General features: G+C 64.5%; 17 protein-coding genes, 1 tRNA gene and 1 pseudogene. 16 read left to right on the top strand and 3 right to left on the bottom strand.

Annotation, left to right across the window (positions count from 1 at the left end; genetic code table 11):
* Positions 1-11: 11 nt before the first annotated feature.
* Both HBA54_RS06875 and HBA54_RS06870 read right to left on the bottom strand, forming a co-directional pair.
* Entirely contained in the window at positions 12-1,664 is a 1,653-nt protein-coding gene (locus tag HBA54_RS06875) for an MFS transporter (protein WP_167222757.1), read from the bottom strand.
* A 63-nt stretch (positions 1,665-1,727) separates the two neighbouring features.
* The gene (locus tag HBA54_RS06870; RefSeq protein WP_167222755.1) at positions 1,728-2,192 is read right to left on the bottom strand and encodes a universal stress protein; all 465 of its coding nucleotides are present in this window, start codon (positions 2,190-2,192) and stop codon (positions 1,728-1,730) included.
* 253 nt (positions 2,193-2,445) lie between these two features.
* Between HBA54_RS06870 and HBA54_RS06865 the strand changes: the two genes are divergently transcribed.
* A complete protein-coding gene (locus HBA54_RS06865; protein ID WP_167222753.1) occupies positions 2,446-3,144 on the top strand; it encodes a cyclic nucleotide-binding domain-containing protein in 699 nt (232 codons plus the stop codon).
* Between the two features lie 10 nt (positions 3,145-3,154).
* Positions 3,155-3,463: a carboxymuconolactone decarboxylase family protein gene (locus HBA54_RS06860; protein WP_167222751.1), complete on the top strand. Its 309-nt coding sequence runs from the start codon at positions 3,155-3,157 to the stop codon at positions 3,461-3,463.
* Positions 3,464-4,448: 985 nt separating this feature from the next.
* On the opposite strand, the gene HBA54_RS06855 is transcribed toward HBA54_RS06860, so the two are convergent.
* Positions 4,449-4,538: transfer RNA gene (locus HBA54_RS06855), tRNA-Ser, on the bottom strand.
* Between the two features lie 216 nt (positions 4,539-4,754).
* Here HBA54_RS06855 and HBA54_RS06850 point away from each other — a divergent pair.
* The 14 genes and pseudogenes from HBA54_RS06850 to HBA54_RS06785 all read left to right on the top strand — a co-directional run bounded on the left by HBA54_RS06850 (position 4,755) and on the right by HBA54_RS06785 (position 19,214).
* Positions 4,755-5,762 (top strand): hypothetical protein, encoded by a 1,008-nt coding sequence (locus tag HBA54_RS06850; protein ID WP_167222749.1) that lies wholly within the window; start codon positions 4,755-4,757, stop codon positions 5,760-5,762.
* Positions 5,759-7,303, top strand: a complete 1,545-nt coding sequence (locus tag HBA54_RS06845) for an alpha/beta hydrolase (RefSeq protein ID WP_167222748.1) — start codon at positions 5,759-5,761, stop codon at positions 7,301-7,303. The genes HBA54_RS06850 and HBA54_RS06845 overlap by 4 nt, the downstream gene beginning before the upstream one ends.
* A gap of 196 nt (positions 7,304-7,499) precedes the next feature.
* A pseudogene (rplU, locus tag HBA54_RS29600) lies at positions 7,500-7,802 on the top strand (50S ribosomal protein L21); the annotation flags it as partial.
* A 216-nt stretch (positions 7,803-8,018) separates the two neighbouring features.
* Entirely contained in the window at positions 8,019-8,300 is a 282-nt protein-coding gene (rpmA, locus tag HBA54_RS06835; RefSeq protein WP_167222744.1) for a 50S ribosomal protein L27, read from the top strand.
* A gap of 130 nt (positions 8,301-8,430) precedes the next feature.
* Positions 8,431-9,009, top strand: coding sequence for a GNAT family N-acetyltransferase (locus tag HBA54_RS06830; RefSeq protein WP_167222742.1), 579 nt, complete (start codon positions 8,431-8,433; stop codon positions 9,007-9,009).
* A complete protein-coding gene (obgE, locus tag HBA54_RS06825; RefSeq protein WP_167222740.1) occupies positions 9,006-10,040 on the top strand; it encodes a GTPase ObgE in 1,035 nt (344 codons plus the stop codon). Before HBA54_RS06830 ends, obgE begins: the two co-directional genes overlap by 4 nt.
* The gene (gene proB, locus HBA54_RS06820; RefSeq protein WP_167222738.1) at positions 10,037-11,206 is read left to right on the top strand and encodes a glutamate 5-kinase; all 1,170 of its coding nucleotides are present in this window, start codon (positions 10,037-10,039) and stop codon (positions 11,204-11,206) included. Before obgE ends, proB begins: the two co-directional genes overlap by 4 nt.
* A 23-nt stretch (positions 11,207-11,229) precedes the next feature.
* Positions 11,230-12,513 (top strand): glutamate-5-semialdehyde dehydrogenase, encoded by a 1,284-nt coding sequence (locus HBA54_RS06815; protein ID WP_167222736.1) that lies wholly within the window; start codon positions 11,230-11,232, stop codon positions 12,511-12,513.
* A 442-nt stretch (positions 12,514-12,955) separates the two neighbouring features.
* On the top strand, positions 12,956-14,536 hold the full coding sequence (locus HBA54_RS06810) for an ABC transporter substrate-binding protein (protein ID WP_167222734.1): 1,581 nt from the start codon (positions 12,956-12,958) through the stop codon (positions 14,534-14,536).
* Positions 14,537-14,625: 89 nt separating this feature from the next.
* On the top strand, positions 14,626-15,609 hold the full coding sequence (locus HBA54_RS06805; RefSeq protein WP_167222732.1) for an ABC transporter permease: 984 nt from the start codon (positions 14,626-14,628) through the stop codon (positions 15,607-15,609).
* Complete coding sequence (locus tag HBA54_RS06800; RefSeq protein WP_167222730.1) at positions 15,606-16,526, top strand: ABC transporter permease; 921 nt, start codon at positions 15,606-15,608, stop codon at positions 16,524-16,526. The genes HBA54_RS06805 and HBA54_RS06800 overlap by 4 nt, the downstream gene beginning before the upstream one ends.
* Positions 16,526-17,500, top strand: a complete 975-nt coding sequence (locus tag HBA54_RS06795) for an ABC transporter ATP-binding protein (protein ID WP_167223073.1) — start codon at positions 16,526-16,528, stop codon at positions 17,498-17,500. The genes HBA54_RS06800 and HBA54_RS06795 overlap by 1 nt, the downstream gene beginning before the upstream one ends.
* Entirely contained in the window at positions 17,497-18,462 is a 966-nt protein-coding gene (locus HBA54_RS06790) for an ABC transporter ATP-binding protein (RefSeq protein ID WP_167222728.1), read from the top strand. The genes HBA54_RS06795 and HBA54_RS06790 overlap by 4 nt, the downstream gene beginning before the upstream one ends.
* A gap of 95 nt (positions 18,463-18,557) precedes the next feature.
* A complete protein-coding gene (locus HBA54_RS06785) occupies positions 18,558-19,214 on the top strand; it encodes a nicotinate-nucleotide adenylyltransferase (RefSeq protein WP_167222725.1) in 657 nt (218 codons plus the stop codon).
* Positions 19,215-19,289: the final 75 nt, after the last annotated feature.

The following is a 19,289-nucleotide window of genomic DNA, read 5'->3' as shown; positions in this document are numbered from 1 at the left end:
CCAGCCGCGTATCATTCGGCCGGTGCTGATTTCGCACTGCCGTTGCCAAGGCGCGCGAGCGCCGTTCGCAGGTCGTCGATGTCCTTGAACCGGGCGGTTACGGTCAGGCCGGAGCCCTTGTCGGCCAAGGCAACCTTCTCGCTGCCCGCGAAGATCACGGCCAGGTCCGCCTCGGTCTCGCGGCGCAGCCGCGCCTCGTCGGCGATCGCTTCGTCGACAGACGAGATCACGTATTCATCATCGAACCCGCCTTGCGGTTCACGCAGCCAGAGGAAGCAGACCGCCCAGCTGATGAAGGCGCCCGTCGCGATGATGAAGAAGAACTGCGACGGCGTGACGTACATGAAGATGAAGAGGTAGAAGACCGCGCCGACGTTGCCGTAGGCCCCCGCCATGCCCGCGATCTGACCGGTCACGCGCCGTTTGATCGAAGGGATGATCCCAAAGGTCGCGCCCTCGGCGCCCTGCACGAAGAAGGAGCAGGCGATGGTGATCGCGATGGCGATGATGAGCGGCCAGGTCGAGTCCAGAAGCCCCATCAGCACGAAGCCCAGACCGATGCCGAACATGTAAGACAGCATCACGAAGCGGCGGTTGCCGAAGCGGTCGGAGACAAGCCCCCCCATCGGCCGCGCAAAGAGGTTCACGAAGGCGAAGGACGAGGCGATGATGCCCGCCGTGACCGGTGTCAGTCCCCAGGTTTCCTGGAAGAACAGGGGCAGCATCGACACCACCGCAAGCTCGGCACCGAAGTTGGCGAAGTAGGTGGTGTTAAGGGCCGCGACCGAGGAGAAGGGATAGCGGTCGTCCTTGGGCACGCCCTTTTTGAGCGTGGGCAGGTTGACGCGCAGGACCTGCCAGACCTGGTAAACCACCACCACCACGATCGCGGTGTAGCAGATCGAAGCCGTCAGCGTGTCGATATAGCCGATGCCCTGTATCCGCCAGACGAGGATCGAGAGAATCCCGATCATCGGCACGGTGAAGAGAACCAACAGGCCCAGGTCACGGTAGCTGGAAACCTCCAGCGCCGTCGCCTTGCGGGGCTTCTTGTGGGTGTCTTTCGTCGGCCCGTCGGTGATCGCGAACCAATAGAAGATACCGTAAAGCCCCATGATGGCGCCCGAGGTGGCGATCGCATAGCGCCAGCCGTCATCCCCGCCATACATCGTCAGGGCCACGGTGGGGATTGTCAGCGCCGCCGCGGCCGAGCCGAAGTTGCCCCAGCCGGCGTAGAAGCCCTCGGCGAAGCCGATGTCGCGCGGCTTGAACCAGAGCGCGGTCATGTGGATGCCGACGACGAAGGAGGCGCCGACCGATGACATCACGAGACGCGAGATGAAGAGCTGTTCGCGGGTGTCACCGAAAGCGAAGACGAAGGTCGGAATGGCCATCGTGATCATCAGGACCGAAAAGACCCGCCGTGGGCCCCATTTATCGAGCGCCATGCCGACGAGAATTCTGGCAGGAATGGTAAGCGCCACGTTGGCGATGGCGAAGAGGCGCAGATCGTCCTTGGTCAGCCAATCGACCGATTTCAGGATCGACGACGCGAGCGGCGCCATGTTGAACCAGACATAGAAGGTGATGAAGAAAGCGATCCAAGTCAGGTGGAGCGCCCGAATTTCACGGTTCTTGAACCGGAAGACGTCAGAGACTTGCATGGGTGGGCCTCGGTCAGGCTAGAGAGTATCGAAGCATTTTTTTGAGAAAGCGGGCTGCCGGGATCAGCCGGTTCCGGTGGGAATGATCAGCAGCGGGCATTGCACGCGCCGGGCCAGAAAGGCGGAGACGGACCCGAAGGTCATGTGATCGAACTCTTCCACCAGCGCGTCGAGGCGCCGGGTGATAAAGTTGCCGTCAGGCTTGTGGCTGTGACGCGCCATGACGAGAAGGTTGGGCTGGCGCTCTTCACAGGCGCGCAGAATCATTTTGCGGGCGTCGCCCTCGGCCACGATGACTTTGGAGGGAAAGCCGGCCGCCAGAAGCTCGGCCGCCGCCGCATCGACGCCGGCCTTCTGCTCGGCATATTGCTCGTTGAACATGTCGTCGGCACCGGAGGTCGTGCTGCCTGGGTCCTCGATGACCGAGATCAGCGTGATGTTGGGCCTGATCGCACCGAACATTTCCTTCACGGCCTCAAGCGCGATCCGCGCATTGCGCGAATGGTCATAGGCAAGCATTACATCCATCACTGTCCTCCTTCGGTCTTTGCGCGGCTTCGGCCGGCGCTTGACGTCAGAGGCCTACAATTGTGTTCCCGCCGACTTGATCAGGATCAAGTGAAGGGTTTTTCTGTTTGAAATAAATGGGTTACCGAAGAATGTCGTTTTGGATCACGGTGAGCATCAAGCGGGGGAAAGCCGCAAGAGATATCATCGGTTGACATTTGACGACTTTAGGCTTGATAAATATCAAGAGAAAAACTGGGCGGTAGAGCTAGGAATGCCTAAGTCGCACTTTCCCGAGATTCGCGAACTGGACCTGTTCCAGGGGATGCAGGAGGATCATTTCCTGGCCCTGATGCGGGGGGCCTATGTCCAGAATTTTCCGCCCCAGATCGAGTTGATCAACGAGGGTGACCCCAGTGACTTCCTGCATATCGTACTGAGCGGATCGGTCGATCTGTTTTCCACCTGGAACAGGCGTGAGACGAGTATGGCCACCGTACGCCCGATCTCGACATTCATCCTTGCGGCCACGATCAAGGATGCGCCCTACCTGATGTCGGCCCGTACGCTGGAGAAGAGCCGCATCGTCCTGGTGCCCAGCGAGGATGTGCGCGCAGTCTTCGACATCGATCCTGTCTTTGCCCAGGCCATCGTCACCGAACTGGCACAGTGTTATCGCTCCGTGGTCAAGAGCACCAAGGATCTTAAGCTGCGCACCTCGCTGGAACGGCTCGCCAACTACCTTCTGCGCCAGCAGACGCGCGCGGACGGTGCCGCTGAATTCGACCTTTTGATAGAAAAACGCCGGCTTGCATCGTTCCTCGGCATGACCCCGGAAAACCTCAGTCGAGCCTTCAAGGGCCTTCATGCCTACGGCGTAATGGTGGAGGGTATAAAGGTGCGCATCTCGAATCAGCGGGATCTGGAGCGCTTTGCGAAGCCAAGCCCCCTGATCGACGACTATTCAACGTGAAGGATTCACCATGACAAAGACTATGCCCGGTGCCGCCGGCGACCTTGCCGCCGCTTTTCCCGACATCTGGCAGGCCTATGCCGCTCTCGGCAAGGCCACGGCCGAGGCCGGCCCGCTGACGGAGCGCGAGATGCGGCTGGTCAAACTGGCACTCGCGATCGGCATCGGGTCCGAAGGCGCGGTTCACTCCCACACGCGTCGCGCCAAGGCCGAGGGAATTGAGGAAGCGGCACTGACGCAGGTGGCGCTCCTGTCCATCGGTTCCTGTGGCCTGGCCCGCGCGGTGGCCGCCAAGACCTGGATTGAAGACATCGATTGATCACGGCGCTCAGATCGTTTTTCTCGATCTGGCGACAGCGGCGGAAGCCGACCCTGCAGTGGCCGAGAGCCATATTCAGTTGCGGCTGAATCGTGGTTCCTTAGGCGCTACACGCCCGCGCTTGGCGGGCCTCGATTTCAATTGCGCAGACCGGGACTCCGGTTTTAGGCCGCCTCTGGCCAAGAGGGGGTCCCATTTGACCACATGGTCTTTTGGAGAAAGACCGTAGCCGGGATCAGCCCCACGTTCACACTGGAAGACAGCGGTAGTGTCAAGATCCGCAGAGGCACGCTGTGGGACCAGCCCTATTGACCGAAAACACAGCCAATTAAAATCAGTCGTATGGATTGATTTTATGGCGGTGCAGGCAGTCTCCTGCGAACCCCTCTCCAAAGTGGCCGCCTGTTAAACAGCAAAAAATACAGGGAATTGCCGAGATTCCGAGCCTAGAGCAGATCCCGGTCGGATGGAATCGCCGAAGGCGATCCATCGACCGGGTAAATCTGCTCTCACTGTTTGATGGCGATCGGATCATGTTTTGGCGCAACCACGAAGTGGTTCCGTCAAAACATGATCCGATCTAGCGCAGGCACCGAACAACAGAAGGCAGCTCCCCCCGAGAACATCTAAGTCAAGGTCTTTTTCATCGTGGTCTCTTCGGTTAATCGCGCCATTGGGGACCGATGCGACGTTGGCGGCGCCGGGCACCGGCGCGCGGTCGCGAAAGAGGTAACCGGAGCCGTCACCGCTAGGGTCAGCAGGGTGTCTTGGACCTGCGAATCAAATCGGGCCATGTGCCGGCACTGAAACCGGACTTCAAAAATGGGCTCGGGAGAAAACACGGTCGAAAACATGGGATCGCCGGGGCGGTGCTGTTCTCTCTGTTCGGTTTGGGAAGTAATCGGGCGCAAAGTACCGCAGACAGCCGCGAGTCTCGGCTCTGGTCGGCCACCGGACCCGAGATATCGCGAAAGAGCAGACTTAATGGCGGAGGGAGAGGGATTCGAACCCTCGGTACGCTTGCGCGCACAACGGTTTTCGAGACCGCCCCGTTCAACCACTCCGGCATCCCTCCGCAAGCGGAACGCGGCGACCACAGCGGTCCATCGGACCGGGCCGCCGCGAACGGCGCGCCCTTACTAGCCCAGCCGCCGTACCCCCTGCAAGCATCGCCTGAGCGCCCGTTGTGACACCCGCATCTTTTTGCCCGCCGGGTTGAACCCTGGCCGGCAAATTTCCGACACTGCTATAGTCCAGCTTCGGAAGCTCAAACCACCGGTCCGCAGGCGCGATGAACCAGCCCCAGAGTAACGACCTGCCCCGCATTCCCCTGCGGCCGGTCACCGGCCAGACCGAGTTGATCGCGGCCGAGCAGGCGCGCCTCGCCGCCCTGATCGCTTATGCCGAGCGCCGCTATCCCGGCCCGGTCATCGCGCTGGGCGACCGGCTGTCGCGGCGCTGGCTGGAAAACAGCGGTAACCCCTACCTCGCAGAGATCGAAACGGTGGCCCGGGCGCTGGGCCGGCCCGGCGCCTATTTCCTGAACCTCTCCTATGAATGGGCCTGCACCTGCAGCGTCGGCCCGACCGCCAGGGGCGACGCCAGCCGCCTGACCCGGGTGCTGGACTGGCCTTTCGACGGCCTCGGCGCCCAGGTCCTGGCGCTGCGCCAGACAGGGTCGGCTGGGGACTGGATCAACCTCACCTGGCCGGGCTTCACCGGTGCCATCCAGGGGCTGGCCCCCGGGCGCTTCGCCGCCGCCTTCAACCAGGCACCCCTGCGCCGGCGCACGCCGTCGCGGATCGTCGACTGGGGGATCGACCGCCTCGGCTTCTGGGGCCGCCGCGCCCTGCCGCCGGGACATCTGCTGCGCCAGGTCTTCGAGCGCGCCCAGAGTTACGCCGAGGCCAAGCAGCAGCTGATCCAGAGCCCCCTGGCCATGCCGGCGATCTTTTCCCTGGCCGGCACCGGCCCTGAAGAACACGCGGTGATCGAACGGCTGGAGCAGCGCGCCGTGGTGCATGAAGGGCCCCAGGTGGCCGCCAACCACTGGCGCGGCCCCCTGCCGCGCGCCCGCGCCCGTGGCGTCGTTTCCGAGGAGCGCGCCCGGGTGATGGGCAAGGAAGCGGCGGCGGCCGGTCCCGATCTGGCCTGGCTGCGCCGGCCGGTGCTCAACGAGACCACCCGGCTCGTACTCTATGCCGAGCCCGCCGCCGGCCGCCTGGTCGCCCAGGGTTTCGAGGCCGCCGACGACCATCAAGCCGCCCCCGCCACCGCGGTCACTGAGTTACTGCCATGAGGCGGATAACCATCGCCCTGGCAGGGGTCGCCCTCACCGCCGCCGCCGTCTATTTTTACCTCGGCCCCCCGGTTCCCGAAGATCCCGGGTTTCATGAGCGCCGCTGCTGGTTCAACACGCGGGTCATAGGCGAGGCGCAGTGCGGTTACTTCGTTGTGCGGGAAAACCGGCAGAAGCCGGACAGCCGGACCATCGCTCTGCCGGTCGTCGTTCTCAAAGCCGAAGACGGTGTCCCCCAAAGGGAACCGATCCTCTTTCTGGACGGCGGGCCCGGCGCCCGAGCCCTTTTGGCAACGCAACAGGAAATCGACGGCTGGTCGATCGGGCGAAAGTCATTTCCGCCGGGACACGATCTGATCCTCCTCGGTCAGCGCGGCACCGGCCTGGACCGTCCGGATTTCGATTGTCCGGAATTGAAAACCGCTGAAATCAGCCTTGGCGCCCACGCCCCCGGAACCAGCCCACCGGATTTCCGCGCTCTATCGGCTGAGGGCGTGATCGACTGCAGCCGGCGCCTGCTTTCCGAAGAGGTCGATCTTTCCGCCTACAACAGCCGCGAGAGCGCGGCCGACATCGCCGAGTTGCGCGAAGCCCTGGGGATCGAAAGCTGGACGCTCTACGGCATCTCCTACGGTACGCGCCTCGCCCTCAGCGTGCTGCGCTATCACCCCGAGGGCGTGCAGGCGGTCATTCTCGATTCCGTGGTCCCGCCCGAGGCGGCAGAAGGCCTTGAAGTCGCAAATTTTTTCAGCGGCGCCCTGCGACAGGTATTCAGGGACTGCGCCGCCGACGCGGACTGCGCCCGCCGTCATGGCGACCTGGAATCGGCCTATACCGCAAGCTTCAAAAGATTGAAGGCACGCCCGGCTGTCTATGCCTTGTCGGACTTCCTTGACCCGGACGAACTGGTGGCGCGCGGCGCCACCGCGGACAGCGTGATAACCCTCGACCACACCTGGTTCGACCTGCTGCTGCTCGATGCCCTGGCGGAGCCGGAGGCCACGGGCCTGATTCCCCTGCTTCTGTCCGAGACCTCGGCGCGGGGGCCTTCGGCCCTGGCGGGCCGGCTGCGAGAGACCCTGCGCATCACCCTGTATCAAAACGATTTCAGCTCCGTGGCCGTCTATCTTTCCCACATCTGCCGGGACGAAGCCCCTTTCCGCAGCGCGGCGGAGATCGCCGCGGCCATCGAAAAAGCCGGGGACCTGGGCTATTTCGTCGCGGATCACTGGCCCAATCACCTCTGTGCCCACTGGCCCGTGGGCGCGGCTGATCCGGTGGAGAATACCCCGGTGGAGAGCGCGGTCCCGGCCCTGCTGCTGGCCGGCCGCTTCGATCCGCTGACGCCGCCGGCACTGGCGCGCCAGGCGGCCCGTCATCTCTCAAACGGCCATGCCTTTATCTTTGCCGATGCCAGCCACGGCGTACTGTTCTTGAACCCCTGCGCCGGACGGCTGGTCAAGCGATTCCTGGAAACCCGGGAGCGGCCCTCGACAGGTTTCTGCCAATCCGGGCAAGTCGTGGTCTCGGCAGGAGGCTGAAAGCAACCGGGTTTTGCCCCCGAAACGCCAAGCAAAAAGCCCCGAAAAGGGCGTTGACAGGGCGGGCGGCAGGGCTATAGTGCGCGCCCAATAACCGCGGATCTTCGGACCGCGGCACTCTTTATTTACGTCTTGGGAAACTGCGGAATTCCGCGCTCCTACGGACGTTTGAGCCGAAGATAGGCGAGCCAGCGCAATGTTTGCAGTGATCAAAACCGGCGGCAAGCAGTACAAAGTTGCCAAGGACGATGTAATCGTCATCGAAAAGCTTGAAGGCGAGGCCGGCGAGGCCGTCTCCTTCGATTCCGTGCTTATGGTCGGCGAGGGCGCCGAGACCAAGGCCGGCGTGCCCTTCGTCGAAGGGGCCAGCGTCGCGGCCGAGGTCGTCGAGCAGACCCGCGGCGATAAGATCCTGATCTTCAAGAAAAAGCGCCGCAAGAACCATCGGCGGACCAACGGCCACCGCCAGGACCTGACGGTGGTGAAGATCACCGACATCCTGACCGACGGCAAAAAAGCCGCGGCGAAGGCCAAAAAGGCCGCGCCCAAGAAGGAAGCCGCTGACGGCGACGCCGAAGCTGCACCGAAAGAAGCCAAGGCCGAGAAGCCCAAAGCCGCCAAGAAGGCCCCGGCGAAGAAGGCTGCGGCCAAAAAGGCAACGGCTAAGAAGGCACCTGCCAAAAAGGCGGCTGCCAAGAAGAAGGAAGACTAAGCCATGGCTCATAAAAAGGCAGGCGGCAGCTCCCGCAACGGCCGCGATTCAGCCGGACGCCGCTTGGGCGTGAAGAAGTTCGGCGGTGAAGCGGTTCTCGCCGGCAACATCCTGGTCCGCCAGCGCGGTACCAAGTTCCACCCGGGCCGCAATGTCGGCATCGGCAAGGACCACACGATTTTCGCCAAGGTCGAAGGCGCGGTCTCCTTCCAGACCAAGACCGGCGGCCGGACCTACGTTTCCGTGGACGCGGCGGAACAGCCGTCGCCGAGCGCTGCTGAATAACGCCGGTGGGTGCCCACCGGGGCGCCCATCTGGAACAGCCGACTGAAGAGGAGGGAGATGGGTCGCCATCTCCCTTCTTTCTTTTTGGCCTCTCCATACCTCCGGGGCCGCGTCAGGGACTTACCAAACCATGACTTGGCTGATTGAACGAAAGCGTATCGAGACGGAGCGGCTGGTGCTGCGGCCCTTTGAAGAAGCCGATGCAGCCGTGGTCCAGACCGATGTCGCAAACTGGGATATCGCCCGCATGACCACACGCATTCCCCATCCCTACCCGGCCGGGGCGGCAGCGGAATGGATCGCCAGCCATGGTGCAGCGGAGAAGCGGCACGGCGAGGCGATCTTCTGCATCGCCCATGAAGACCAAGCTGTCGGTGCGATCAGCCTGCGCCGCAACGATCCGGCAGCCGTTGGGCCGGATACGGCGGAGATCGGCTATTGGCTGACGCCCCGGGTCTGGGGCCGGGGTCTGGCGACGGAATCGGCCAGTGCGCTGGTGGCGCATGCCTTCGATCATCCGCAAGTCAGCGGGCTGACATCCGGTTACTTCAGCGACAATCCGGCCTCCGGCCGGGTGTTGGCCAAGTGCGGCTTTCAGCCGGTCGACGACGAAGAAACCTGGAGCGAGGCACGACAGAAATTCGTAACCTCCAAGCGCCTGGTCCTGCCCCGGGCAGCTTGGCAGGCGGAAATGGGTGAGGCGTCATGAAGTTCCTCGACGAAGCCAAGGTCTATTTGAAGAGCGGCGACGGCGGTAACGGCTGCATGTCCATGCGGCGCGAAAAGTATGTCGAATTCGGCGGCCCCGACGGCGGCGACGGCGGGCGCGGCGGCGACATCGTCTTCGAGGCCGTCAACAGCCTGAACACCCTGATCGACTTCCGCTACCGCCAGCACTTCAAGGCACCGCGCGGCGAGGGCGGCAAAGGCAAGAACATGACCGGCGCCGCCGGCAAGCCCCTGGTCGTCAAGGTGCCGGTCGGCACCCAGGTGCTGGACGAGGACAAAGAGACCGTGCTCCTCGACCTGACCGAGGAAGGCCAGCGGGTCGTCCATCTGACCGGCGGTGACGGCGGCTTCGGCAATGCCCGCTTCAAGACCTCCACCAACCAGGCGCCGCGCCGCGCCGACCCCGGCTGGCCGGGCGAGGAACAATGGGTCTGGCTGCGCCTGAAACTGATCGCCGACGCCGGCCTGGTCGGCCTGCCCAATGCCGGGAAGTCGACCTTCCTCTCCGTGGTTTCCCGCGCCAAGCCGAAGATCGCCGACTATCCTTTCACCACCCTGCACCCCAACCTGGGGGTCGTGACCGTCGGCGAGGCGGACTTTGTGGTGGCCGATATTCCCGGCCTGATCGAGGGCGCACACGAGGGTTCCGGTCTCGGCGACCGCTTCCTGGGCCATATCGAGCGCTGCGGCGTGCTGCTGCATCTCATCGACGGCACCCAGGAGGACGTGGCCGGCGCCTATCGCGTCATCCGCGAGGAACTGACGGCCTACAGCGGCGAATTGGCCGACAAGGTGGAGGTTATCGGCCTCAACAAGGTCGATGCCCTGACGCCCGAAGAGCGGACGGCCAAGCAGGCCGAGTTGGAGGCCGCCTCCGGCGCCGAGGTGCTCTGCCTCTCCGGCGCCAGCCACGAGGGCGTGGACAGGGTTCTGGCCCGCCTGCTGCAGCACATCGAAGCGGCCCGCGCGGCGCGGGCGGAGGTAAACGCCACAGCCGGCTACCAGCCATGAGCGCCAAGTCCGACCAGACCCAAACCACCGGCCAGGGCCAGGCGCCCTCCCCTCGCCAGGATCTGCAGGCGGCGCGCCGTCTGGTGGTGAAGATCGGCTCGGCCCTGCTGGTCGACGACACCTCCGGGGCGATCCGCCGTGACTGGCTGGATGCACTGAGCGACGACGTCGCCGCGCTGATCGCGGCAGGCACCGAGGTCCTGCTGGTTTCTTCCGGCGCCATCGCCGCCGGCCGCCGGCATCTGGGCCTGACCCAGGCCGCCCTGAAACTGGAGGAGAAGCAGGCCGCCGCGGCGACCGGGCAGATCCGCCTGGCCCATGCCTATCAGGAATCGCTCGCCCGCCATGACATCACCGTCGCGCAGATCCTGCTGACCCTGGACGATACCGAGGAACGGCGGCGCCACCTCAATGCCCGCTCGACCCTCAACACGCTTTTGAAACTGCGCACCCTGCCGGTGATCAACGAGAACGATACCGTGGCGACCAGCGAAATCCGGGTCGGCGACAACGACCGCCTGGCCGCCCGGGTGGCCGCCATGCTGGGCGCCGATACCCTGGTGCTGCTGTCGGACATCGACGGGCTTTACAGCGCCGATCCGCGGGATAACCCGGCGGCCGACTTCATCCCCGAGGTCGCCGCGATCACCCCGGCGATCGAGGCCATGGCCGGCGCCGCCCCCAGCGACTATTCCAACGGCGGCATGGTCACCAAACTCTCCGCCGCTAAGGTCGCGACCGGCGCGGGCTGCCGCATGCTGATCGCCGACGGGCGGCGCCTCAACCCGCTGTCCGCCGTCATAGAGGGCGCGCGCTGCACCTGGTTCCTGGCCTCGGTCGAACCGCGCACGGCGCGCAAGCGCTGGATCGCCGGCAGCCTGAAACCCAGCGGCAAGCTGCTGCTGGACGACGGCGCCCTGACCGCCCTGCGCGGCGGCAAGTCGCTGCTGCCGGCCGGCGTGACTGCTGTAGAGGGCAGCTTCGAGCGCGGCGATGCGGTATTGGTCTGCGATGACCAGGGCCGGGAGGTCGCCCGCGGCCTGGCCGCCTATTCCGCCGGCGACGCGCGCCTGATCATCGGCCATAAGAGCCGTGAAATCGAAGCCATTCTCGGCTACCGTGGCCGCGAAGAGCTGATCCACCGTGACGATCTGGTGGTATCGTAAAGCCCGATTCAGGAGACAGGAAAATGCCCGCTGAGGCAGCGCGACAGCAGGAAGACCTGCAGGATCAGATGACCGCCCTGGGCCGTCAGGCCCGCGATGCCGCGGCCGAACTGGCACAGGCCGCGCCGGAAGCCAAGCAGCGGGCCCTGATCGCCGCCGCCAAGGCGCTGCGCGACAACAAAGCGGCCATTCAGGACGCCAATGCCCGGGATATGGCGGGCGGCCGCGAAAAAGGCCTGACCCCGGCGCTGCTCGACCGGCTTGAGCTGACGCCCGAGCGCATCGAGGCCATGGCCAAGGGCCTGGAGGACATCGCCTCGTTTCCCGACCCGGTGGGCCGGATACTGGCCGAGTGGGAGCGGCCCAACGGCCTTAAGATCGCCCGGGTTTCGGTGCCCCTGGGGGTGATCGGCATTATCTATGAGAGCCGGCCCAACGTCACCGCCGATGCCGGCGCGCTCTGCCTCAAGTCGGGCAACGCCGCCATCCTGCGCGGTGGCTCCGAGAGTTTCCACTCCTCCGGCGCCATTCTCGACTGCCTGCAGCAGGGACTCCGCGAAGCCGGACTGCCGGCCGCCGCCATTCAGCGCATTCCCACCACCGACCGGGCCGCCGTCGGCATCCTGCTGACCATGAGCGATACCGTCGACGTGATCATTCCCCGCGGCGGCCGCAGCCTGATCGAACGGGTCCAGCGTGAAAGCCGGGTGCCAGTGTTTTCACACCTGGACGGCATGGTGCATACCTATGTCCACGAAGCCGCCGATGCGGCCATGGCCCGCGAACTGGTGGTCAACGCCAAGATGCGGCGCGTCGGCATCTGCGGGGCGACCGAGACCCTGCTGGTCGACCGGGCCTTGGGCGACAGCCAACTGACGCCGCTGCTGAGCGCCCTGCAGCAGGCCGGCTGCGCCCTTCGCGGCGATGCGGCGGCCCAGGCGGCTTTGCCCGGCGTAACCCCGGCCACGCCCGAGGATTGGGAAACCGAATACCTCGCACCGGTCATCGCCGTGAAGGTGGTCGCAGGGCTGGACGAGGCCATCGCCCATATCAACCGCCACGGGTCCCACCATACCGAGGCCATCATCACCCAGGACGCCGGGGCCGCGGCGCGCTTCATGAACGAGGTCGATGCGGGCATCGTCATGCACAACACCTCGACCCAGTTTGCCGACGGCGGCGAATTCGGCATGGGCGCCGAAATCGGCATTTCCACGGGTAAAATGCACGCCCGCGGCCCGGTCGGCGCCGAGCAGCTGACCAGCTACAAATACAAGGTTGTCGGCAGCGGCCAGACCCGGCCCTGAGACAGGTTGTTCGTTGACAAACAATCGAACGCCTCTTTAGCTTGCAGACTCACAACGGGCGCGATATAGCGCCCCAGCCGCAATTGCTGCCAAGGCAAAGGCAACCAGAGCAGGGAGCAGTCTAGCGACATGTTGAGAGGGACGCTTTCCAAGGGACACCAGGGAACAGGACTCAGGCGGCGGACAATACCCGCAGCGTGATGGTTGGTTAACGTCCCAGGACAGCTGCCAAGGAAGCCGGTCTCCGTTGCCCGCGCATGGCTTTGTTCCGAAGCCGACCGCGGGTTCCGGAGCGCCTTAACAGCAGTCGCAAGCTCGGTCCGCCGGTACTTTGCCCAGCGTGGCGCCGCCGGCCCGGCCCTCTCACAATCGGCTAGACCTTCCCGGCGGTTGCTGACAGCATGACGTCAAAGTACAAGTTGAAGAAACAGGGAGACAACAAATGAAAATCAGAACAACTATGCTGACCGCTGTGCTGCTGGCCAGCACCAGCACTTACGCCACTGCAGAGACCCTGAACTGGGCCCGGGCCGGCGACGCCCTGACCCTCGATCCTCATGCCCAGAACGAAGGCCCGACCTCGGCATTGTCGCACCAGATCATGGAGCCGCTGGTCATCCGCGACATGACCGGCAAGATCGTGCCGGCCCTGGCCACCGAATGGGCGCCCAGCGAGGAAGATCCCAACGTCTGGGCGTTCAAGCTGCGCGAAGGCGTCACCTTCCACGACGGGGCCGAGTTCGACAGCGAGGATGTGGTCTTCTCCTTCAACCGCGCCATGAGCCCCGACAGCGACTTCAAGGAGCTGCTGGCCTCGGTCACGGAAGTGCGGGCGAACGGCAAATACGGCTTCGAGATCGTCACCAACGGCCCCAACCCGATCATGCCGTCGAACCTGAGTGACATCTTCGTCATCGACAAGGACTGGGCCGAGGCGAACAACGCCACCAAGGTGCAGGACTTCGAGGGTGGCGAGGACACCTACGCGGCCCGCAACGCCAATGGTACCGGCCCCTACAAGCTGGTGAGCCGTGAACCGGACTCCAAGACCGTTCTCACCATGAACGAGAACTACTGGGGTAAGGACGAGTTCCCGATGGAGGTGACGGAGATCGTCTACACCCCCATCCAGAACGCGGCCACGCGGGTCGCCGCGCTGTTGTCCGGCGAGGTCGACTTTATTCAGGACGTGCCGGTGCAGGACCTGCAGCGCGTTGGCTCCACGGACGGGCTGCAAGTCATTACGGCACCGCAGAATCGGGTCATTTTCTTTGGTATGAACCAAGGCGATGCGGATCTGAAGGGTGACGATGTCGAGGGCAAAAACCCCCTCGCCGACAAGCGGGTGCGCGAGGCCATGAACATGGCCATCAACCGCGAGGCCATCAAGCAGGTGGTGATGCGCGGCCAGTCCATCCCGGCCGGTGTTGCCATGCCGCCCTTCGTCAACGGCTGGACCGAAGATCTCGACAGCCTGCCGGCCAACGACGTCGCCAAGGCCAAGGCCCTGATGGCCGACGCCGGCTACGCCGACGGCTTCTCGATCCAGCTCGACTGCCCGAACGATCGCTACATCAATGACGAAGCGATCTGCCAGGCTGCCGTCGGCATGCTGGCCCAGATCGGCGTCAACGTGCGTCTCGACGCCAAGCCGAAGGCGCAGCACTTCCCGCTGATCAACAACCTTGAGACCGACTTCTACATGCTCGGCTGGGGCGTGCCGACCTACGATTCGGAGTACATCTTCAACTTCCTGGCCCACACCAAGGGCGAGAAGTACGGCTCCTGGAACGGCACCCGCTTCTCCAATCCCGAACTGGACCAACAGATCCAGCGTCTCGCCTCTGAGACCAACCTGGACGAGCGAAACCTGATGATCGCCAACATCTGGTCGGTGGTGCAGGACGAAGTCCTCTATCTGCCGATCCATCACCAGGTGCTGAACTGGGGCATGGCCGCCAAGGTCGATACCGTCGTCGACCCGGACGACGAGCCCAAGATCAAGTACTTCAAGATCAAGTAACTGCGTTCGGCGGGCGGGAGGCCTTGCGGCTTCCCGCCTGACCGACGACCCCGGGCCCCTTCTATGCGGGCCCACCTGAACAGGCCGCCATGCTCGCATTCGTCATCCGCAGGGTTTTTCAGTCCTTCGTCGTCCTCCTCGTCGTCGGCCTGGTGGCCTTCTCCATGTTCCGCTTCGTCGGCGACCCCATCGAAAACATGCTGGGGCAGGAGCGCACCGGTGCCGATATCGAGCGCCTGCGCGGCCAGCTCGGGCTCGACCAGCCATTCCCGGTGCAGTACTTCAAGTTCCTGACCGGCGCAGCGCAGGGCAATTTCGGCGTCAGCTACCGCCAGGGCCGGCCGGTGGCCGACATCATTGCCGAGCGCCTGCCCGCAACCCTGGAACTCGCTTCCGTCTCCGCCATCCTGGCCATCGTCTTCGGTCTGGGGCTGGGCGTTTTCACCGCGATCAGAAGGGACGGTTGGGCCGCGAACACCATCATGACGTTGTCGCTGGTCGGCGTGTCACTGCCCACATTCCTGATCGGCATCCTGCTGATCTATCTCTTCGCAGTCGAACTGAACATGCTGCCGAGCTTCGGGCGCGGCGAGGTCGTCGACCTCGGCTGGTGGCGCACCGGCTTCCTGACGGAATCGGGGCTGAAGGCGCTGATCCTGCCGTCGATCACCCTCGGGCTTTACCAGATGACCCTCATCATGCGCCTGGTGCGCTCCGAGATGCTGGAGGTGCTGCGCCAGGACTACATTCGTTTTGCGCGGGCGCGGGGCCTGCGTGAGAAGTCGGTGCTGTTCCGCCATGCGCTGAAGAACACGCTGGTACCGGTGATCACCGTGACCGGCCTGCAGCTCGGCTCGATCATCGCCTTTGCGATCATCACCGAGACAGTCTTCCAGTGGCCGGGCGTCGGGCTGCTGTTCATCAACGCCATCCAGTTCGTCGACATCCCGGTCATGGCCGCCTACCTGATGCTGATATCAGTGATGTTCGTCGGCATAAACCTGATCGTCGATCTGCTTTACTTCGTTATCGATCCACGCCTGCGCGGCGATAGCTCGAAGGCAACCGCATGATGGAAAGCAGGCTTTCCCGGGCTTGGCAGTCCGATTTTCTGTGGTCCTTCCGGCGGTCCCCGACGGCTGTGGTTTCCTTCTTCGTCGTTCTGGTGCTGGTCCTGGGGGCTGTCTTTGCGCCGCTGGTCGCGCCCCACAACCCCTTCGATCCCTCCTCGCTCAACCTGATGAACGGCTTTTCGAAACCGATGCAGCCCAATGCCTTCACCGGCGAGGCCTTCTGGCTGGGCACCGACGATCAGGGGCGCGATGTTTTTTCGACCATCCTCTACGGCATGCGGATATCACTCTTTGTCGGCTTCTGCGCCGTGCTTTTCGCCATGGTGCTGGGCGTCACTCTGGGCCTGATCGCCGGCTATTCCGGCGGCATGGTCGGCACCGTCATCATGCGCATCGCCGACGTGCAACTCACGTTTCCGGCGATCCTGGTGGCCATGCTGATCTTCGGCATCGCCAAGGGATTCACACCGGTACACCTGCGCGACCAGATGGCGGTCTGGGTGCTGATCTTCGCCATCGGTCTGTCGGACTGGGTGCAGTTCGCCCGTGTCGTGCGCGGCGCCACCCTGGTGGAGAGAAAGAAGGACTACGTCCAGGCCGCCAGTCTCAACGGCCGCAAAGCCGTGGGTATCATGCTGCGGCACATCCTGCCCAACGTGGTGGGCCCGGTTCTGGTTATCGCCACCATCAGCCTGGCGCTGGCCATTATCGCCGAGGCCACACTCTCTTTCCTGGGGGTCGGGGCGCCGCCGACCCAGCCTTCCCTCGGCACGCTGATCCGCATCGGCCAGGGCTTCCTCTTCTCCGGCGAATGGTGGATCCTGTTCTTCCCGGCCACCACCCTTCTGGTACTCGCACTCTCGGTCAACCTGTTGGGCGACTGGCTGCGCGACGTCCTGAACCCAAGGCTGCGATGATGGCCGAAGCCGTACTATCGATCCGCGACCTGGTGGTCGAGATACCGACGCGTCATGCGGTGTTGCGGCCGGTCGACCGGATCAGCCTCGACATCGCCCCGGGCGAGATTCTGGGGGTGGTCGGCGAAAGCGGCGCCGGCAAGTCGATGACCGGCAACGCCGTCATCGGCCTGCTCGACCGGCCAGCCCATATCGCCAGCGGCGAGATCCTGCTGAACGGCGAGCGCATTGACAACCTGACCAAGGACCGCCTGCGGCGGGTGCGCGGCAAGCGGATCGGCATGGTCTTCCAGGACCCGCTGACCTCGCTCAACCCGCTATTGCCCATCGGTGAGCAGATTACCGAGACCATCCTGGAACACCTGCCGGTCACCCGCGCCGAGGCCGAGAGCCGCGCCGTCGCGGCCCTGGAGGAGGTCGGCATTCCTGCCGCCGCGGCGCGCATCGGCAGCTACCCGCACGAATTCTCCGGCGGCATGCGCCAACGCGTCGTCATCGCCTTGGCGCTCTGCGCCGAGCCGGCACTGGTGATCGCCGACGAACCGACAACCGCCCTCGACGTTTCGGTGCAGGCCCAGATCATCGCACTGCTGAAACAGCTCTGCCGGGAACGCGGCACCGCCGTCATGCTGGTCACCCACGACATGGGGGTGATCGCCGAGGCGGTCGACCGCGTTGCGGTGATGTATGCCGGCCGGCTGGCGGAGATCGGTGACGTCAGGGACGTCCTGACGCGCCCGGCGCATCCCTATACCGCCGGTCTTATGGCCTCGACGCCGCTCGCCTCCAAGGGGCTGAAGCGTCTCAACCAGATCCCCGGCGCCATGCCGTCCCTGTCCCGGCTGCCGGAGGGCTGCGCCTTTCACCCGCGCTGCCCCAAGGCGGCGGAGCGTTGCCGCCGGGCACCTGACCCGACACTGGCCGCCGGTGGCGGCCGCGCGGCCTGCTGGTTTGCAAACGAGCGCGTGGCATGAACGCGCTGGTTTCGGTCAAAAACCTGACCCGGATTTTCGACGTTTCCAAACCCTGGCTGAACCGTCTGCTGGAGGGAAAGCCGAAAGCCTTTCTGCAGGCCGTCTCCGACGTCAGCTTCGACATCGAAGAACGCAGCGTCTATGCGCTGGTCGGCGAGAGCGGGTCGGGCAAGTCGACCATCGGCAAGATGATCGTACACCTGTTGCGCCCTTCCGACGGGGTCATTGAGATCGGCGGCGTCGACCTGCTCCGCGAGCCTGACCGCCAGCGTGTCGATAAGATCCGCACCGACATCCAGATGGTATTCCAGGATCCCTATGCCAGCCTGAACCCACGCTGGCGGGTGCGCGACATCATCGCCGAACCGGTCACCGCGCGTGGCGGCAAGGCGGAGGGCCTGGCCGAACACCTGCTGGAACAGGTCGGCCTTTCCGCCGCCGATGCCGGCAAGTATCCGCACGAGTTTTCCGGCGGACAGCGCCAGCGTATCTGCATCGCCCGGGCGCTCGCCTCGGAACCGAAACTGATCGTCTGCGACGAACCCACCTCGGCCCTCGACGTCTCGGTGCAGGCGCAGGTGCTGAACCTGATGAGTGACCTGAAGGAGGAATTCGGCCTCACTTACCTCTTCATCAGCCACGACCTGACCGTCGTCGAGCACATGGCAGACCGCATCGGCGTGCTCTACCTCGGCCGGTTGGTCGAGGAGGCGCCGCGCGACGTGCTTTTCGCGGACCCAAAGCACCCCTATACACAGATGCTCTTCGCCGCCGCGCCGAAGCTCGACGGCTTCGGACGGGAGGTGGAACCCCCTAAGGGCGAAATCCCAGACCCGATCAATCCACCGTCCGGCTGCGCCTACCATCCGCGCTGCCCGAAGGCGGTCGCTCGCTGTACGCTGGAGCGCCCGGAGATGCGGGACCTGGGCGGCAACCGTGTCGCCTGTCACCTGGCCGAATAGAGTCCGCCGAGCAGACGCGGCAGGCCTTGCGGTTCCGGTTGTATGAACCGCCGGCACCCCGCAAACTGCTCTCCGATGACCAAGCCACAACCCGCATGATCGTGCGCCCCTCACCCAAGCCCTTCGCCCCGCTGACCCCGGCCGCCCTCGGCGCCGCCCTGGGCGGCCAGGTCCCGGCACCGGGCGCCCGTATCGGCCTGCTCGGCGGCTCCTTCAATCCCGCCCATGACGGCCATCTCGAAATCAGCCAAGAGGCTCTGCGGCGCCTTGGCCTGGACCGCGTCTGGTGGCTGGTCTCGCCTCAGAACCCGCTGAAATCGCGCGACGGCATGGCGCCGCTGAACGAGCGCCTGGCCGGCGCCCGCCGCGCCGCCACTGACCCCCGGATTCTGCCCACCGGCCTGGAGGCGGCCCTGGGCACGGCCTATACCGCCGATACCCTGCAGGCGCTCACCCGGCTGCTGCCCCAGGTCCGCTTCATCTGGCTGATGGGGGCAGATAACTTGATTCAAGTTCATAATTGGCAGGCCTGGCAGAAAATCTTTAACACCGTAGCCGTTGCGGTTTTCGACCGCCCCTCCTATGCTTCCAGGGCGTTGTCAGGAAAAGCAGCGCTTTCCTTGGCCCGGCACCGTCTCAACGAAGGTTCGGCGAGGCGCCTGGCGGAGGAGCGGCCGCCGGCATGGGTTTTCATTCGTTGCCGCTTGAACCCCAGATCAGCGACCGATATCCGGGCAGCGTCCGACGGCTAGGGCCGTCGCGGGATGCAGGCAGCGCCGGCGGCGGAGACTGGCCAAAGTGATGACATGATGAGAGTGACAACATAA

It is taken from the genome of Pelagibius litoralis, from assembly GCF_011683915.1.
Lineage (GTDB): Bacteria > Pseudomonadota > Alphaproteobacteria > Kiloniellales > Kiloniellaceae > Pelagibius > Pelagibius litoralis.
This window is presented reverse-complemented; position numbering and strand designations above follow the sequence as displayed.

What these genes read in the sequence shown, in the direction of transcription:
- HBA54_RS06875 (WP_167222757.1), bottom strand. Translation starts at nt 1,664, where the DNA reads ATGCAAGTCTCTGACGTCTTCCGGTTCAAGAACCGTGAAATTCGGGCG.
- HBA54_RS06870 (WP_167222755.1), bottom strand. Translation starts at nt 2,192, where the DNA reads ATGGATGTAATGCTTGCCTATGACCATTCGCGCAATGCGCGGATCGCG.
- HBA54_RS06865 (WP_167222753.1), top strand. Translation starts at nt 2,446, where the DNA reads ATGCCTAAGTCGCACTTTCCCGAGATTCGCGAACTGGACCTGTTCCAG.
- HBA54_RS06860 (WP_167222751.1), top strand. Translation starts at nt 3,155, where the DNA reads ATGACAAAGACTATGCCCGGTGCCGCCGGCGACCTTGCCGCCGCTTTT.
- HBA54_RS06850 (WP_167222749.1), top strand. Translation starts at nt 4,755, where the DNA reads ATGAACCAGCCCCAGAGTAACGACCTGCCCCGCATTCCCCTGCGGCCG.
- HBA54_RS06845 (WP_167222748.1), top strand. Translation starts at nt 5,759, where the DNA reads ATGAGGCGGATAACCATCGCCCTGGCAGGGGTCGCCCTCACCGCCGCC.
- rpmA (WP_167222744.1), top strand. Translation starts at nt 8,019, where the DNA reads ATGGCTCATAAAAAGGCAGGCGGCAGCTCCCGCAACGGCCGCGATTCA.
- HBA54_RS06830 (WP_167222742.1), top strand. Translation starts at nt 8,431, where the DNA reads ATGACTTGGCTGATTGAACGAAAGCGTATCGAGACGGAGCGGCTGGTG.
- obgE (WP_167222740.1), top strand. Translation starts at nt 9,006, where the DNA reads ATGAAGTTCCTCGACGAAGCCAAGGTCTATTTGAAGAGCGGCGACGGC.
- proB (WP_167222738.1), top strand. Translation starts at nt 10,037, where the DNA reads ATGAGCGCCAAGTCCGACCAGACCCAAACCACCGGCCAGGGCCAGGCG.
- HBA54_RS06815 (WP_167222736.1), top strand. Translation starts at nt 11,230, where the DNA reads ATGCCCGCTGAGGCAGCGCGACAGCAGGAAGACCTGCAGGATCAGATG.
- HBA54_RS06810 (WP_167222734.1), top strand. Translation starts at nt 12,956, where the DNA reads ATGAAAATCAGAACAACTATGCTGACCGCTGTGCTGCTGGCCAGCACC.
- HBA54_RS06805 (WP_167222732.1), top strand. Translation starts at nt 14,626, where the DNA reads ATGCTCGCATTCGTCATCCGCAGGGTTTTTCAGTCCTTCGTCGTCCTC.
- HBA54_RS06800 (WP_167222730.1), top strand. Translation starts at nt 15,606, where the DNA reads ATGATGGAAAGCAGGCTTTCCCGGGCTTGGCAGTCCGATTTTCTGTGG.
- HBA54_RS06795 (WP_167223073.1), top strand. Translation starts at nt 16,526, where the DNA reads ATGGCCGAAGCCGTACTATCGATCCGCGACCTGGTGGTCGAGATACCG.
- HBA54_RS06790 (WP_167222728.1), top strand. Translation starts at nt 17,497, where the DNA reads ATGAACGCGCTGGTTTCGGTCAAAAACCTGACCCGGATTTTCGACGTT.
- HBA54_RS06785 (WP_167222725.1), top strand. Translation starts at nt 18,558, where the DNA reads ATGATCGTGCGCCCCTCACCCAAGCCCTTCGCCCCGCTGACCCCGGCC.